The following is a 12,901-nucleotide window of genomic DNA, read 5'->3' on the forward strand; positions in this document are numbered from 1 at the left end:
CTTCAGCCAGCCTGTGTCGCCTCGGGGCTGCCGGTCTGGCTGGTAAGCAGCCCTTGAATAAAAGGCCCGAGGCTTGCCACGATGACGCGCACCGCCAGCGGCAGCATCACCGACAGGTCGATGTCCTGGAACATCGGCACGCGCTGGCTGGCCGACCAGATGGCGGTCCAGCCATGTTCCTGCTTGCGTTGGACCGCCTGCATGCAGGTGTCCAGCACATAGTCGGCGTCCTCGTCCTTCATCGCCGCCAGGCCGTCGGCCAGCGGTTGCAGGACATCGGCCATGCCGCCCGGATCCTCGGTGATCCCGCGCCCGCCCGCCGCGAGGCGGACGAACACGGGGATCAGCGTAGGAACGATCGGAGCGATGCGGCGCGACACGTGGAACTGTTGCTTGGCGCTCAGTTTCCCGATGGAGTACCGGTGGCCGTTCAGATCAAGTTCCTGTGACATGGCTTAGTAGATCCCCAGGATCGTGTCGATCTTCGCGGCGTCGAACGTCCACTTCACCACGTCGCCGTCCTTCTTGTAGGTCAGATCGGGCTTCTTGCTGAAGGCGCAGGAACGGCACGCCGTCACGTCGCCCGTGGCCGGGTTGGTGATGGTGATCAGGTTCTTGCCCCACAGGCGGCTGTCCAGCGACTGGGCGTCGTACAGGGCCTGCAGCTGCGCGTTGACCGGCGAGGTCTTCAGGTAGCTCAGCGTGACGGTGCCGCTCTTGTCGGCGCGCAGCGTGTGCATGACTTCGCCGTCGGCGCCCACCGTCATGGCGCTTTTCTCGGCCTTGGCGGCGATGGCGATGCCTTCATCGGCCACGCCCGAGCCGGAACCCAGCGAAATCACCCCGCCCGGGCCCACGAGACTGGCGCTGATATCAGCGAACGAATAGGTAGACATCTGCTACTCCTGTTTAGCGGTTGACCGTGACCAGAACGTCGACGGTGTGGATGGCGCCGGCTTCCTTGGCGGCGACCTGGAACGGGACGGCCTTGCGCACTTCGCGGTCGGCCTGCGACTGGGTGGCGATCGCCGGCGCGTAGACGTAGTAGCCCTTGGCCAGCGTGTCGCCCTGCTTGAGAGCGCCGAAGCCGGCCGAGTTCCACACGCCCGGGGCCAGGTAGCCGTTGTTGACGGCGGCCTCGCACGCAGCCTCGATCACCGAGGCGATCAGCTGGTTGCCGGCGTCGGTCTGCGGCACCTTGGTCGGGCTGGTGTACAGCAGGTTGTAGACGTCGGTCTGGACGCGGTTGCGGAACCAGATTGCGTTGTAGACCGAGTCGATGAAGATGCCGCTGGGCGTCACGCCGTACTGGATGATGGCCGTGTCGTTGTCGTAATTGACGAACACGTTGCAGTTCTTGGCCGCCAGCGTGTCGGCCTGGCTGCTGCTCAGGGTCTCGGCGACGATGCCGGGCTCCTGCTTGTACATCAGCGTGATGGTGGTGTTGTTGGCGTTGAAGTTCACCGTCAGCATGCGGCCCAGCAGCGAGGCCACCGCGTACGGATTGGCGCTGGAGAACTGCACGATCGAGTACTTGTACTTCAGCGCCTTCAACTGGCTGGCGATGTCGTCGTGGTTGGTCGGGTCCAGCACCTGCGGCGCCTGGGTCGACACGCCATACAGGTGGCGCTGGTCGGCCTCGATCAGGGCGGCCACGGCCAGGTGCTGCGCGCTGGTGATATCGGCGTCGGCGAAGGCCAGGCCCAGGAACTTGTTGGCGAAGCGGTCCAGGAACAGCGACACGGCGTCCACCGGGGACTCGGCAACGACGCCGGCCACGGGCGCCGAGGCCTTGGCCGCGGTCAGGCCCAGCATCGACGAGATGTCGGTGCCGGCGCCGGCGGCCGAGGCGTAGCCCAGCGTCGACGTGGCGCCCGAGGTGTTCGAGGTCACGACGAACTGCGAGCCGTTCCACAGCACCGATGCCGAGGCCAGGGCCGTCGAGATGATCGTGGCGACGCCGTTCAGGTTGGTGGCGCCGGAGAAGTCCAGGCCATTGACCGTCTTGGCGGTGCCGTCGACGGTCAGCGTGAAGGCGCCCGCGGTCACCGCGGTCCAGGCCGACATCTGCTTCTCGGCGGCCGACAGCACGGCGCCGCGCAGCGTGGCCGAGGTCGCGCCCTTGGCCCAGCGGCCGATGTACAGCTGCGAGGGCTGGGGCGTCTGCTGGAAGTACAGCAGGGCCGCGCGGTACTCGGGCGCGCTGGTGCCGAAGTCGGCGGCGACGGCGTCGATGCCGCCATAGGAGCGCATGCGCTCGCCGGTGTCGATGACCGCGGACGAGCCCAGCAGCAGCGCGGTGTTCAGGCTCGCGCCTTGCGCCGCGAGCGGCGACATGTTGATCGTGACGTTGATCAGGCGTGATACCGGCAATCCATTAGCCATGGTAAATCCCTTAATCTTCAAGGTGGTTGATGTTGTCCGTCGGGGACAGCGACGCGGCATGCGTCGTGACTTGCGCCGACAGGAGATTCAGGACCGGATAGCTGCGCGTGACCCGCCGCGTGAAGTGCAGGGTCATGTCGAACTGCCGTATCCACTGCTGATTCACCAGTTCATGCCTGGCCAGGATCGGCCCCGCGCCGCCGACCGCCATGCCTTGCGTCAGCAAGGGCTCGCGGTTCTGCGGCACGGCGGCGCCATCGCGCAGCAACGCCGCATGGCGCAGCGCGCGCGGTCCGTACATCGAGCAAAGCACCTCGATGTCTTCGTGCCGAACGTATGAATCAGATCCTTCCCCGGTCGGGTCGTGGGCAACGACCGGACCGGCGTCCGCGGTTTGCGACCGGATGTCCATCAGGCACCAGGTATCGGTTTGCGCGGGCGGTTCCACGCCGGCCGCGGGCCAGTGTGTGCGAACCATGTCTGCGGGCAGGCCGGACACGCCGGCGATGAACCCATGCAACAGCGCCTCGAGCTCGGCATCCTCCAGGGGCGGAGAAATGGCGATCGGCGCCAGGTAGCCGCCGGTGGCCGAACTATTCGCCATGCGTCGCTCCTTTGTCGTGTTGAGATGCCCGAGGGCGGGTTTGGGGGAATCCAGAGGCCTGGAGGCGGAACGCCGACTTTGCTGCGCCATCGGCGCGGTGCCGCGTTGCGTAATGCGTGCGGCCGGGTTGCGGCGGATTCCGGCTGTCGCCCACCGGGCTGCCGCCTCAAGCCATTCCAGGTCACCGCGGGCGGGAGAAAGGCCCGGTCATGGAAGGAACGGCGAGGCGGCAGGCCGCTGGGCCCCGCCTTGCGGGCGGCGCCAAGCAAAACGCCCCGCGCTCTCGAAGAGAACGCGGGGCGCGCAAATGAAAAAGGCCCGCCTGTGGCGAGCCTGTCTCGGGGAACTGCAAAGAACGCGAGGGACGCGTATCCGGCGATTCATCCGCCTTCCGGCGGTGGCCGGGCACACGTACCCTCTCATAAATAAGGCCCGCTGTCGGCGGGCCTGGTTTGCTTGCTGCTTGTTTGTTGCTTGTTGCTGCTTGCTTGTTGCAGCTTGCTTGTTGCAGCTTGCTTGTTGCAGCTTGCTTGTTGCTGCTTGCTTGTTGCTGCTTGCTTGTTGCTTGTTGCGGGCTTGCTGCCAACCGGAAAGTCCGTCGGCGTGAACCGCGACGCCATGAACGAATTGTGGCGCAACACCTGCCGCCCAAGCAATCCCGGCATGTCGCACCGCGTTGCACCGTTATCCGGCGGGTGTTTCGCGTGAGCCTGGCTTGTGCCAGATGTGCCTGGCGTCTGCCAGATGTCTGCCTGGTATGTGCCTGGTGTCTGCCTGGCTCGGCCCCGCGTCACGCCGCGTCATGAATGGCGCCTTCGCACGAACGTACCCTCTCATAAAAAAGGCCCGCGGTGGGCGGGCCTTTTTCTTCAGCGTTCCAGCGCATCGGCGCCTGGACGGATCGTCGGCGGGTGGCGCGACGACATGGATGCATTCTGCCGCCCCATCAGGCGTGCAGGCAATCCCCCTCGCGTCGCACTTCGCCCCAGACGTAGGTCAGCGAGTTGCGCGCATGCTCGATGCGGGCCACCTGGCCGCCCTCGTGCAGGGTTTCGAGCACGCGCAGGATCGCCTGTCGCATTGCGTTGCGTTCGCGCCGCGTCAGTTCGCGGGCGCCGGACGCGCCGCGCACCAGTTCCGCCATGCGCCACGGACGCCCCGGCGCCGCCGCCATGAGGTCCAGCACTTCGGTTGCATATTTCATCGGGATGCCTCCCCGCCAAGACGCTTGTTCATGCTTTTTTTTCCTTGATGCAAGCTTGCCGTTCGTCGTATTCCCGGGAACGTCGGCGGCGCAGGAATCGCTACCAGGGCAGCGATTGGCGGGTCACATTTGCCGGTCACCCCCAAATCGCCACGGCCGCGGCGGCGAGCCCCGCCGGATCCGTACAAGCCGCAAGCCGCCTGGACAGGGGCTTGCGGTCGGCCCGACTATCTCCGGGATGAAAGTCATGGTAGCGAGTCGCTACCAAAAAATCAACAGCGAATCGCTACTGTACTTTGCGGTAGCGGGTTGCTACTATCGCTACCATGGACATCCGCTCGATACGACTGAACAACCTCAAGTACGCCGTGCACGAAGCGGGGGGCGTCGACCGCCTGGCCGAACGCGCCGGCGTCAGTCGCAAATACCTCGACCAGATCCTTCAAGGGTTCCAGGGCAGGCGCGACAAGAACCCACGCCGGGTCGGCGACGCGCTGGCCGCCAAGCTGGCCGCCGGCCTGGGCCAGCCCGCCCACTGGATGGACCTGCCCCACCCCGACCTGTGGCGCGAACTCTCGCCCGACGTCATGGCCGACGAACCCGCGGGCCGGCTCGTCTCCTTCCACCCCGCGCGGCTGGGCAGGCCGGATCACGGCAACGTCCTCATCGCCCAGTTCGACACCGGCGGCGCAATGGGCAATGGCCTGGAACTGCGCGACCAGCCCGGCGTCATCCAGAGCTGGAACGTCAGCCCGGAGTGGCTGCAGAAGAACGTGCGGGGTTTCTCCGCCTCGAAGAACCTGTGCATCGTCACGGGGTTCGGCGATTCCATGCGCCCCATGTTCAACCCCGGCGATCCCCTGATCGTCGACCGCGGCGTGCAGGCCGTCGAATACGACGCCATCTACTTCTTCCGCGTCGGCAGCGAAGGCTTCATCAAGCGGCTGCAACGCATTCCCACCGCCACTGGCCTGGTGGTCAGGGCCAAATCCGAGAACACCAAGTACGACGCCTGGGACATCACCGAAGGCATGGATTTCGAGGTCTTCGGCCGCGTGCTGAAGGTCTGGCGCAGCGAGGACTTCTAACCCCCATGGCAACCCCTTCCCGCCTGTCGGCCCCCGAAAAAACCATCCTGGTCTATGGCGCGCTCGGCGCGCTGCTGGCCTTGGCGCTGCATGCCGCGCTGCTGAACCGCGTGTGGCCATGGCACAACCTGTTCGCCACCCTGTTCGCGATCCAGTGGATCTGGCTGGTGCCGCTGGCCGGCGCCATGCTGGCCGGCATGCGCGCGGGCAGGCGCTGGCTGCTGGCGCTGGCGGCCTACGGCCTGGCGCTGCCCGCGCTGCACGCGTACGGGCTGGTCGCGCTGCTGGGCTCGCAGCCCCTGCCCTATACCGACAGCGGCTCCCGGTCCCTGGCGACGCTGATCACCGCCGCCAGCGGCTTCATGCTGCTGCCGCTGATCCAGGCGCTCGACCCGTCCCGGCCCGGCTGGGACTATCCCGCCGTGTTCCGCGCGGCCTGGCGCAACACCGTCAAGCTGGCGCTGGCCGGCGGCCTCGCCCTGGCGGTCTGGCTGCTGTTCTGGGCCGCCAGCGCCATGTTCGGCATGATCGGCATCACCGCGGTCGGCCGGGTCGTCAAATCCACCCGTTTCGTGCTCGGCGTCATGCCGCTGGTGCTGGCGGTCTGCCTGGTGGGCGTGCACCGCCGCCCGCAGCTGGCGGACACGCTGCAACGCTCGTGGCTCACGCTCACCGCGTGGCTGCTGCCGCTGGTCGCGCTGGTCGGCATCGCTTTCGCACTGGCGCTGGCGGCCCGGTTGACGCTGGACCTGCAGGCCGGCGCCCTGTCCGCCGGGGCGCTGATCGCCTTCAGCGCGCTATGGATCAAGCTCATCAACTCCGCCTGGCAGGACAGCCCGCAGGCCCCGCCCTTCGGCCCGCGCCTGCGCACGGTGCTGCGCGTGGCGGCGATCGGCCTGCTGCCGCTGGCGCTGGTGGCGTTGTACGGGCTGGTGGTGCGCATCGAGCAGTACGGCTGGACCATTCCGCGCATCTGGGGCCTGTACGCCGCGATCCTGCTGACGCTCTACGCGCTGGGCTATGCCTGGGCGGCGTTGGCGGCGCGGCGCTTTCACACGATCCTGGGCGGCACCAACATCGCCGCGGCGTTCTGCGCGTTGGTCGTGCTGGCCCTGGTGAGCACGCCAGTCCTGAGCCCCGAGCGCATCGAGATCAACAGCCAGGTGCAACGCCTGATCGACGGTCACGTTCCTCCCGAGGACTTCAGCTATCTCTCGGCCGCGAAGGATCGCGGTGAATACGGCCGGCAGGCGATGCACAAGCTGGCCGCCGGCGCCGCCCAGGCGCAATCGCCCCGGATCGCGGTCGCCGCCGCCGATGCGCTGAAGGGCCAGTATTACGACTGGGGCCCGCGCAAGTCCGGCCTGGCCGCCTCGCTGGTCAAGCCGGACAGCCTGCAGGTCTATCCCGCGGGCAGTCCGGCGCCGGACGCGTGGTGGCGCTATGCCGCGGCGCAAAGCCCGTTCGAACTGGATCGATGCGTGAACGCCGAACAGGCCGCGGCCGCCTCCCCCGCCGATCCCGCCTTGAACGGCGCGCGTTGCTGGCTGATCCATGCGGACATCACCGGCCCCGGTGCGGATGACCTGGTCCTGTACGTGCCGCCGCGCGCGAACGCCAGCACGGAAGGCTACCAGACGTTCCTGAGCTATCAGCGGCTGGATGAAAACACCTGGCGCGTGCTCGCCTCCAAGACCCATCGCAGGGCGGAAGGCGATCCTGACGTCGATATCGGCGGCGCGCTGGCGCAAGGCCAGGTGCATACCGAGCCGCGCCAGGACCGCGACCTGATCGTGGGCGGGCGGCGCCTGCCGCTACGCTGAACGGCGCGGCGCGGGCATGCTCCAGGGGCAGCCCGCGCGCGTCGCGCCGGCCGCCGCTGGCATGACGGTTACGGCTTTTCTTCCAGGTCCGGCGTGCCGGCGAACTGGCTCTTGAGCAGGGTCAGCGCGCCCTTTTCCGCCAGCGCCTCGTTCGGGAACACGTGCTTGGTGTCTTCCAGCACGGGAAAGCCGAAGACGCGGACTCGGGCGTGGTAGCCCTCGGGGGTTTCGGCCAGTTCGATGTCGAAGTTGCGTTCTTCGATCCAGCCCGACTTGTGCAGTTTCCAGTCCATATCCGACGTGCTCCAGGTAAGAGAGGGAAAGGCGCGCTGCCGGCGTGCGGCCGGCAGCGCCATTGACGCGTGGCGCCGGCCCGCGAAGACCGACGCCATCACCACCTTACACCGGCCGCGCTGACGGCGGCTTGACCGGATGCAACGCCTTCAATCCGCCTTCTCGGGCGAGGACGGAGGCGGCGGCTCGGCCGGCTCGGCGGCGGCCTCGGCGGGGGGCGAGAACAGGTCCCAGCAGGCCATGAACAGCGCGGCGATCAGCGGCCCGATGACGAAGCCGTTCAGGCCGAACAGCGCCATGCCGCCCAGCGTCGAGATCAGCACCACGTAGTCGGGCATCTTGGTGTCCTTGCCCACCAGGATCGGCCGCAGCACGTTGTCGACCATGCCGATCACCAGCACGCCGAAGGCGATCAGCACCGCGCCCTTGATGGTCGCGCCCGTCAACAGGAAATAGATCGCCACCGGCGCCCAGATCAGCCCCGCCCCCACCGCCGGCAACAGCGACAGGAAGCCCATGATGACGCCCCACAGCAGCGCGCCCTGGATGCCCAGGATGGAGAAGATGATGCCCCCCAGCGCGCCCTGCGATGCCGCCACCGCGATATTGCCCTTGACCGTGGCGCGCACCACCGTCGTGAACTTGCGGAACAGGTGATGCTTGTGCGTGTCGCTGAGCGGCATGGCGCGCTTGATGCGCAGGCCCAATTGCGGGCCGTCGCGCAGCAGGAAGAACAGCAGGTACAGCATGATGCCGAAGCTGATCACGAACTGGAACGTGTCCTGCCCGATGCTGAGCGCCTGGGTCGCCAGGAACTGGCTTACCTGCATCGCGCCCGCGCTGAGCTTTTCCTGCAGGCTGGGAATGTCGGCCAGGTCGAACCGCGCCAGCAGGTCGTGCACCGAAGGCGGCAGCGCCTCCATGGCCTGCTGGAAGTAGGCGCCGAAGTTGATCTGCCCGGACTTGATGCTCTGGTAGAGGTTCGCGCCCTCGCTCACCAACGACCCGCTGATGACCACCAGCGGCAGGATCACCAGCAGCAGCACCAGCGCCAGCGTGATCAGGGCCGCCAGATTGCGCCGTCCGCCGATGCGCGGCACCAGGCGCCGCTGCAGCGGCGCGAACAGGATGGCCAGGATGGCGCCCCAGAACACCGCGCCGTAGAACGGCCACAGCAACCAGCCGAACGCGATGGAGACCACCACCAGGAGGAGCAGGAAAGTCCGGTAATGCAAGCTTGAGGATTGGCTCATGTTCCGTCCAAGGCGCGGCATGCGCCGCGAGACCCGCATTGTACTAAGGGCTTGTCGATGGGCCTGTGCTACGGAGCTTGTCGCGCCACCACGGCGCGGGCCTGCTCCAACGCTCCGGCCTGCGCATTCAGCGCCTCCAACCGCTGGTTCAGTTGCTGCTGCAGCGACGGCGTGGCGACCTTGGCCTGACCGTCCTCCAAAGCGATATCGCCGGCATGGGCAGCCACGAAGTCGGCCACGCCCAGGGCGTCGCGCGCCACCGTGTCCATCTTGCCCGCGGCATCCATCAACTCGGCCACCGGCGCCGTGACGGCCTCGTCGTACACGCCGTCATAGACCGGCGCGAGATCCGGCGCCAGTTCCATCGCACCGCGCGCCTTGTCGGCGCGGGCCTGCGCGGACTGCAACCGGCGGGCGCTCTCAGCCAACGTCGCGCGTGCGTCGACCAGGGCCTGGCGTCGCCGCACGATGTCATCAACAGACTGGATGCGCTCGGCCGCCAGCACCGGACGCAGCGGCGCCGCGGCCTTGGCCAGGGCGTCCTGGAAATCCGTGATGACCGCATAGGCGTCGCGATAACGGCCAATGGCGTCCGACTCGGCCTCGCTCAGCGCGCCGATCGGCGCCAGCGCGCCCGCCGCGATACGTTGCTGCAGCAGGCCGATGAAGGCCGCCCGCTCCTGCGGCTCGCGATTGCCGCACGCCGCCAGCGCCAGCACCGTGGCCGCCGCCAGGGTGGCCAGGCAGATCCGCAGCATTGCCATGCCCTTCCTCCTTGCGTAGTCCGTTGCGGCGCGGCAACCGGCCCGCCATGCAGCCGGCGCCCCCGGCCAGATTATCCCGAAGCGTCCGCCGCGTGCCGCCGGCGGGCGGATTTTGTTGCCGTCGAAGCGATATGACACAGGCCGGTCGTCGCGCTCAGACCGACCACGCGAGACGCATCGCGCAGCGGCGGGCGGGATCGAATCCCCCTGCCGCCTCCTCCCGCAGCCGCGCGCGCAATGCCGGCGTCAATTGCCCCGCTGGCACTTCGACAAAGCCGTGCCGCTGGTAGAACGGGCCATTCCAGGGCAGCTCCCGGTCGGTCGTCAGGACGACCGCGTCGTAGACCGCCGCCTCCCGCGCCTGCGCGACCAGCGCGCGCAGCAGGCCGCCGCCCAGGCCGCGGCCCTGCCACGGGCTGGCGACCGACATCTCCGCCAGAAAGAGGTCGCCCTCCATCGGCTGCGCCAACGCGAACCCCACGGGCCGGTCGCCGTCGTCCACCGCGACCCACAGCAGTCCGGCCTGCGCCGCATGTGCCAGCGCCGCTGGCGGCAGGGTCTCGCCGGTGGCGGCCCAGGCCATGGGCGTGCCAAGAAAGCGCTGGGCGGCGGAGCGCTCGATATCGGGCAGGAAGGCCAGGTCGGCGGATTGGGCGTGTCGAATCATGGGGCGCCAAGTATGCACCAGCCGGACGGCATCCCCCGCCGTTACCCCCTAGAATGTCGGTTTACCGGCCCGCCCGGGCCGCCCACCCTCCCAGCCATCCCACGGAATGACTCAAGACGTTTCCCCCGACACCTGGGGCTTTGCCCAGCCCGACTGCCGCGGCGCCGCCGCGCTGCTGTATTTCATGAGCGACCTGGCGCGCGTGGCCAACCAGTACCTGCGCCCCGGCCACCTGAACCAGGAGGCGCTGGCCGACGCGCAGAAAGCCGTGGACGCGCTGCTCGAACGCTATGTCGAGATCGAAGCCGCCCCCGAAGCCTTCGATGACGAACGCGTCGAACTGGCCCTGGAGACCGACACCCGCCCGGACGGCTCGACCGCCGCCCAGGTCGCCTTGCGGATGTCGCCGCGCCTGGAAGGCCTGATCATCGAGGCCCAGCGCCAGGCGGCCGGCCCCACCAGCCACTGACGGGCATCCGGAGGCCTGCCGGCGCACGCCTCCCCCTGCCCCGTCCCGGCGCGACACGCCCCTGCACCAAAAAAACTCTTGCAAAATCACGGCACTAGCTATATCATTAGCAGTTGAGCCGGTAAATGGCTCATGTTTTTGCCCATCTGGCCCACTTGCCAGACGCTTGCAAAATACCCTTCCTGGGTCCGGTTTCACCCGATGGGCGTCACCCGGTTCTGCGACAGACAACCCTAACAACGCAGACCTGATTGATGCCATCATGATGGATGGCAAGGCCATCCCCCACCCAGGGTTCGTCTTACGACACACACTGCCGTTTTCTGATCTTTCCGCCCAGTCCGGCCTGATCGGGAAACCTTCATCCGCAGCCCGATAGCCGCGGTAGCCCCAAGCCGCGGTAACCCCGCAGCACCCCATTCGCGGCGGCGACCCAACGCCACCGCCCGCCTGGACCGCCGTCCGTCCCTGACCGACGCGGCCCGGCAGCAAGCCGCAGGCGCATGCCCGCGGTCAGTACCTCCGCCACCGGCGCGGCGCGCAAGCAAACCATGAGAATGCGCAAAATGCCGGTAACGGAGATGCGTTAGTGTCATGCACGTTAGTGTCATGCACTACACGGCAATTCCCATAACAAGAACTTGAAAGAGAACAACACCATGAATACTCGTTTCACGACCTCGGACCTGATCCGACGTCCGGCGCATACCAAGCTGGACAACATGCCGATCCACATCGGCGACATCGTTTATCTGCAACCGGCCCACGGCCCGGCCATCCGTGCCGCCGTGATCTTCAACGCGCCGATCGACGGCACGACCACGTACACCACCGAAGTCGTGCCGTGCGGAGCAGCCGCGCAAAAGGCGCCCGGCCAGCGCATCCGCTTCCGTCACGAGCACGTGCACCGCATCGAACCGGTGCGTCGCGCCGCTCGCTGACACAGCGCAAACCCGCCGCGGCCGTGCCGCGGCGGCGTCATTTGTGCGTGATACAGTCGCAGGCAACGCAGTCAACGCGCGACCATCATGCAAAACAACCGGCTTGCCATCCGCATCTGGGACCTCCCCACCCGCCTCTTCCACTGGGCGCTCGTCGTCTGTATCGTCGGCGCCTTCGTCAGCGTCAAGCTGGGCGGGCTGTACATGGACTGGCACGTGCGCTTCGGCTGTACCGCGCTGGGCCTGATCATCTTCCGCCTGCTGTGGGGCTTTGTCGGCCCCCGCTATGCGCGCTTCGCGCAATTCGTGCGCGGTCCGCGCGCGGTAGCCAAGTATCTCAAGGGCGCGGCCGCGCCCGCCGGCCACAACCCGCTGGGCGCGCTGTCGGTGCTGGCGCTGCTGCTGGTGATCGGTTTCCAGGCAGTCAGCGGCCTGTTCACCACCGACGACATCATGACGCAGGGCCCGCTGTTCGGCCACGTCAGCGAGTCCACCGCCAGCCTGCTCACCTCGTGGCACAAGCTCAATGAATGGGTCATCATCGGCCTGATCGCTCTGCACCTGTTGGCCGTGGCCTGGTATGCGCTGGTGCGGCGCAAGCGGCTGGTGCGCGCCATCATCACCGGCAACGTCGATCCGAAAGACGTCCCGGCCGGCACGCCGCCGACCCAGGACGGGTTCGCGATCTGGCTGCGCGCCCTGATCCTGGGGGCGTGCGTCACCGGCCTGGTGCTGTGGATCCGCTCGCTGGAGATCGCCGCGGACATGTCGTTCTCGTAGCCTTCCCGCGCGCGCATCGCGCCGACCGGCGCGCAAAGCGCGATATCCGAACGGCGCGCCAAAAGAAAAGCCCCTCGACCGAGGGGCTTTTTGCATGCGGCGCCGCGGGGGCGCGCGAGCGGCTTATTTCTTCTTGCGGTAGGCGTCGTGGCAGGCCTTGCAGCTGGCGCCCACGTCGCCAAAGGCGGCGCGCAGCTTGTCGAGGTCGCCGGCGTCGGCGGCGGCCGACAGCTTGACGATGTTGTCCTGGAACGCCTGCTGCTTCTGCTTGAAGCCGGCCGCGTCGCTCCAGATTTCCGGACGGGCGTCGCCGCCTTCCGTACCCGCGCCGAAAGCCGTCCACGGCAGGGCCGACAGCGTCTTGAGCACTTCGACGTTGGCCTTGATCTGGGCCGCGTCGTAAGGCGCCTGGCCCTTGATCACCGGCGTCATGCGGCCAAAGTGCGAGGCCATCAGCGTCAGCGCCGACTGGCGGTACTTGACGGCATCTTCCGGCTTGGCGAACTGCGCCTGGGCCGAGGTCGCCAGCAGCGACCCGACAGTCATACAGGCCAGCGCGGCGAGCGTGGACAACTTCTTCATTGCAATCTCCCGTAAATACAACAAGGATGCCGCGCGCCCGGCGCGCG

Annotated in this window: 16 protein-coding genes; 5 read left to right on the forward strand and 11 right to left on the reverse strand. The window is 67.6% G+C overall.

All coding sequences use genetic code 11. The annotated features are described in order from the left end of the window. Positions 1 to 2: 2 nt before the first annotated feature. The 6 genes from H0523_RS19365 to H0523_RS19390 all read right to left on the reverse strand — a co-directional run bounded on the left by H0523_RS19365 (position 3) and on the right by H0523_RS19390 (position 4,193). A complete protein-coding gene (locus H0523_RS19365) occupies positions 3 to 452 on the reverse strand; it encodes a phage tail assembly chaperone (RefSeq protein WP_054433291.1) in 450 nt (149 codons plus the stop codon). Between the two features lie 3 nt (positions 453 to 455). Next, on the reverse strand, positions 456 to 896 hold the full coding sequence (locus tag H0523_RS19370; RefSeq protein ID WP_054433292.1) for a tail tube family protein: 441 nt from the start codon (positions 894 to 896) through the stop codon (positions 456 to 458). A 13-nt stretch (positions 897 to 909) separates the two neighbouring features. Next, on the reverse strand, positions 910 to 2,385 hold the full coding sequence (locus tag H0523_RS19375) for a DUF3383 domain-containing protein (RefSeq protein ID WP_054433293.1): 1,476 nt from the start codon (positions 2,383 to 2,385) through the stop codon (positions 910 to 912). 10 nt (positions 2,386 to 2,395) lie between these two features. After that, the gene (locus H0523_RS19380) at positions 2,396 to 2,989 is read right to left on the reverse strand and encodes a phage neck terminator protein (RefSeq protein WP_054433294.1); all 594 of its coding nucleotides are present in this window, start codon (positions 2,987 to 2,989) and stop codon (positions 2,396 to 2,398) included. A 419-nt stretch (positions 2,990 to 3,408) separates the two neighbouring features. Beyond that, positions 3,409 to 3,654 carry a hypothetical protein gene (locus tag H0523_RS19385; protein ID WP_180180128.1) on the reverse strand — a complete coding sequence of 82 codons (246 nt, stop codon included), beginning with the start codon at positions 3,652 to 3,654 and terminating at the stop codon, positions 3,409 to 3,411. 281 nt (positions 3,655 to 3,935) lie between these two features. Continuing rightward, entirely contained in the window at positions 3,936 to 4,193 is a 258-nt protein-coding gene (locus tag H0523_RS19390) for a hypothetical protein (protein WP_006393809.1), read from the reverse strand. A 326-nt stretch (positions 4,194 to 4,519) separates the two neighbouring features. On the opposite strand from H0523_RS19390, the gene H0523_RS19395 reads away from it, so the two are divergent. Together H0523_RS19395 and H0523_RS19400 are read left to right on the forward strand one after the other, a co-directional pair. After that, positions 4,520 to 5,281 carry a S24 family peptidase gene (locus H0523_RS19395; RefSeq protein WP_054433295.1) on the forward strand — a complete coding sequence of 254 codons (762 nt, stop codon included), beginning with the start codon at positions 4,520 to 4,522 and terminating at the stop codon, positions 5,279 to 5,281. 5 nt (positions 5,282 to 5,286) lie between these two features. Then, positions 5,287 to 7,104: a DUF4153 domain-containing protein gene (locus H0523_RS19400; protein ID WP_054433296.1), complete on the forward strand. Its 1,818-nt coding sequence runs from the start codon at positions 5,287 to 5,289 to the stop codon at positions 7,102 to 7,104. 68 nt (positions 7,105 to 7,172) lie between these two features. On the opposite strand, the gene H0523_RS19405 is transcribed toward H0523_RS19400, so the two are convergent. The 4 genes from H0523_RS19405 to H0523_RS19420 all read right to left on the reverse strand — a co-directional run bounded on the left by H0523_RS19405 (position 7,173) and on the right by H0523_RS19420 (position 10,082). Next, positions 7,173 to 7,397 (reverse strand): hypothetical protein, encoded by a 225-nt coding sequence (locus H0523_RS19405; RefSeq protein ID WP_054433297.1) that lies wholly within the window; start codon positions 7,395 to 7,397, stop codon positions 7,173 to 7,175. 150 nt (positions 7,398 to 7,547) lie between these two features. Next, a complete protein-coding gene (locus H0523_RS19410) occupies positions 7,548 to 8,651 on the reverse strand; it encodes an AI-2E family transporter (RefSeq protein ID WP_054433298.1) in 1,104 nt (367 codons plus the stop codon). 68 nt (positions 8,652 to 8,719) lie between these two features. Next, the gene (locus H0523_RS19415; RefSeq protein ID WP_054433299.1) at positions 8,720 to 9,415 is read right to left on the reverse strand and encodes a DUF3053 family protein; all 696 of its coding nucleotides are present in this window, start codon (positions 9,413 to 9,415) and stop codon (positions 8,720 to 8,722) included. Positions 9,416 to 9,569: 154 nt separating this feature from the next. After that, positions 9,570 to 10,082: a GNAT family N-acetyltransferase gene (locus H0523_RS19420; RefSeq protein WP_054433300.1), complete on the reverse strand. Its 513-nt coding sequence runs from the start codon at positions 10,080 to 10,082 to the stop codon at positions 9,570 to 9,572. Positions 10,083 to 10,188: 106 nt separating this feature from the next. On the opposite strand from H0523_RS19420, the gene H0523_RS19425 reads away from it, so the two are divergent. The 3 genes from H0523_RS19425 to H0523_RS19435 all read left to right on the forward strand — a co-directional run bounded on the left by H0523_RS19425 (position 10,189) and on the right by H0523_RS19435 (position 12,272). Beyond that, positions 10,189 to 10,551 carry a hypothetical protein gene (locus H0523_RS19425; protein ID WP_054433301.1) on the forward strand — a complete coding sequence of 121 codons (363 nt, stop codon included), beginning with the start codon at positions 10,189 to 10,191 and terminating at the stop codon, positions 10,549 to 10,551. Positions 10,552 to 11,210: 659 nt separating this feature from the next. Beyond that, a complete protein-coding gene (locus H0523_RS19430; protein ID WP_006393801.1) occupies positions 11,211 to 11,492 on the forward strand; it encodes a hypothetical protein in 282 nt (93 codons plus the stop codon). An 87-nt stretch (positions 11,493 to 11,579) separates the two neighbouring features. After that, on the forward strand, positions 11,580 to 12,272 hold the full coding sequence (locus tag H0523_RS19435) for a cytochrome b/b6 domain-containing protein (RefSeq protein WP_054433302.1): 693 nt from the start codon (positions 11,580 to 11,582) through the stop codon (positions 12,270 to 12,272). A 123-nt stretch (positions 12,273 to 12,395) separates the two neighbouring features. Here H0523_RS19435 and H0523_RS19440 read toward each other — a convergent pair whose 3' ends face one another. Beyond that, positions 12,396 to 12,854 carry a c-type cytochrome gene (locus H0523_RS19440; protein WP_006393799.1) on the reverse strand — a complete coding sequence of 153 codons (459 nt, stop codon included), beginning with the start codon at positions 12,852 to 12,854 and terminating at the stop codon, positions 12,396 to 12,398. Positions 12,855 to 12,901 lie beyond the last annotated feature (47 nt).

Origin of the sequence: Achromobacter insuavis (assembly GCF_902859645.1) — a bacterium.
GTDB lineage: Bacteria > Pseudomonadota > Gammaproteobacteria > Burkholderiales > Burkholderiaceae_B > Achromobacter > Achromobacter insuavis.

Bases quoted from the DNA above. Each gene is read 5' to 3' on its own strand.
- H0523_RS19365 (WP_054433291.1), bottom strand. From the start codon at position 452: ATGTCACAGGAACTTGATCTGAACGGCCACCGGTACTCCATCGGGAAA.
- H0523_RS19370 (WP_054433292.1), bottom strand. From the start codon at position 896: ATGTCTACCTATTCGTTCGCTGATATCAGCGCCAGTCTCGTGGGCCCG.
- H0523_RS19375 (WP_054433293.1), bottom strand. From the start codon at position 2,385: ATGGCTAATGGATTGCCGGTATCACGCCTGATCAACGTCACGATCAAC.
- H0523_RS19380 (WP_054433294.1), bottom strand. From the start codon at position 2,989: ATGGCGAATAGTTCGGCCACCGGCGGCTACCTGGCGCCGATCGCCATT.
- H0523_RS19385 (WP_180180128.1), bottom strand. From the start codon at position 3,654: ATGCCGGGATTGCTTGGGCGGCAGGTGTTGCGCCACAATTCGTTCATG.
- H0523_RS19390 (WP_006393809.1), bottom strand. From the start codon at position 4,193: ATGAAATATGCAACCGAAGTGCTGGACCTCATGGCGGCGGCGCCGGGG.
- H0523_RS19395 (WP_054433295.1), top strand. From the start codon at position 4,520: ATGGACATCCGCTCGATACGACTGAACAACCTCAAGTACGCCGTGCAC.
- H0523_RS19400 (WP_054433296.1), top strand. From the start codon at position 5,287: ATGGCAACCCCTTCCCGCCTGTCGGCCCCCGAAAAAACCATCCTGGTC.
- H0523_RS19405 (WP_054433297.1), bottom strand. From the start codon at position 7,397: ATGGACTGGAAACTGCACAAGTCGGGCTGGATCGAAGAACGCAACTTC.
- H0523_RS19410 (WP_054433298.1), bottom strand. From the start codon at position 8,651: ATGAGCCAATCCTCAAGCTTGCATTACCGGACTTTCCTGCTCCTCCTG.
- H0523_RS19415 (WP_054433299.1), bottom strand. From the start codon at position 9,415: ATGGCAATGCTGCGGATCTGCCTGGCCACCCTGGCGGCGGCCACGGTG.
- H0523_RS19420 (WP_054433300.1), bottom strand. From the start codon at position 10,082: ATGATTCGACACGCCCAATCCGCCGACCTGGCCTTCCTGCCCGATATC.
- H0523_RS19425 (WP_054433301.1), top strand. From the start codon at position 10,189: ATGACTCAAGACGTTTCCCCCGACACCTGGGGCTTTGCCCAGCCCGAC.
- H0523_RS19430 (WP_006393801.1), top strand. From the start codon at position 11,211: ATGAATACTCGTTTCACGACCTCGGACCTGATCCGACGTCCGGCGCAT.
- H0523_RS19435 (WP_054433302.1), top strand. From the start codon at position 11,580: ATGCAAAACAACCGGCTTGCCATCCGCATCTGGGACCTCCCCACCCGC.
- H0523_RS19440 (WP_006393799.1), bottom strand. From the start codon at position 12,854: ATGAAGAAGTTGTCCACGCTCGCCGCGCTGGCCTGTATGACTGTCGGG.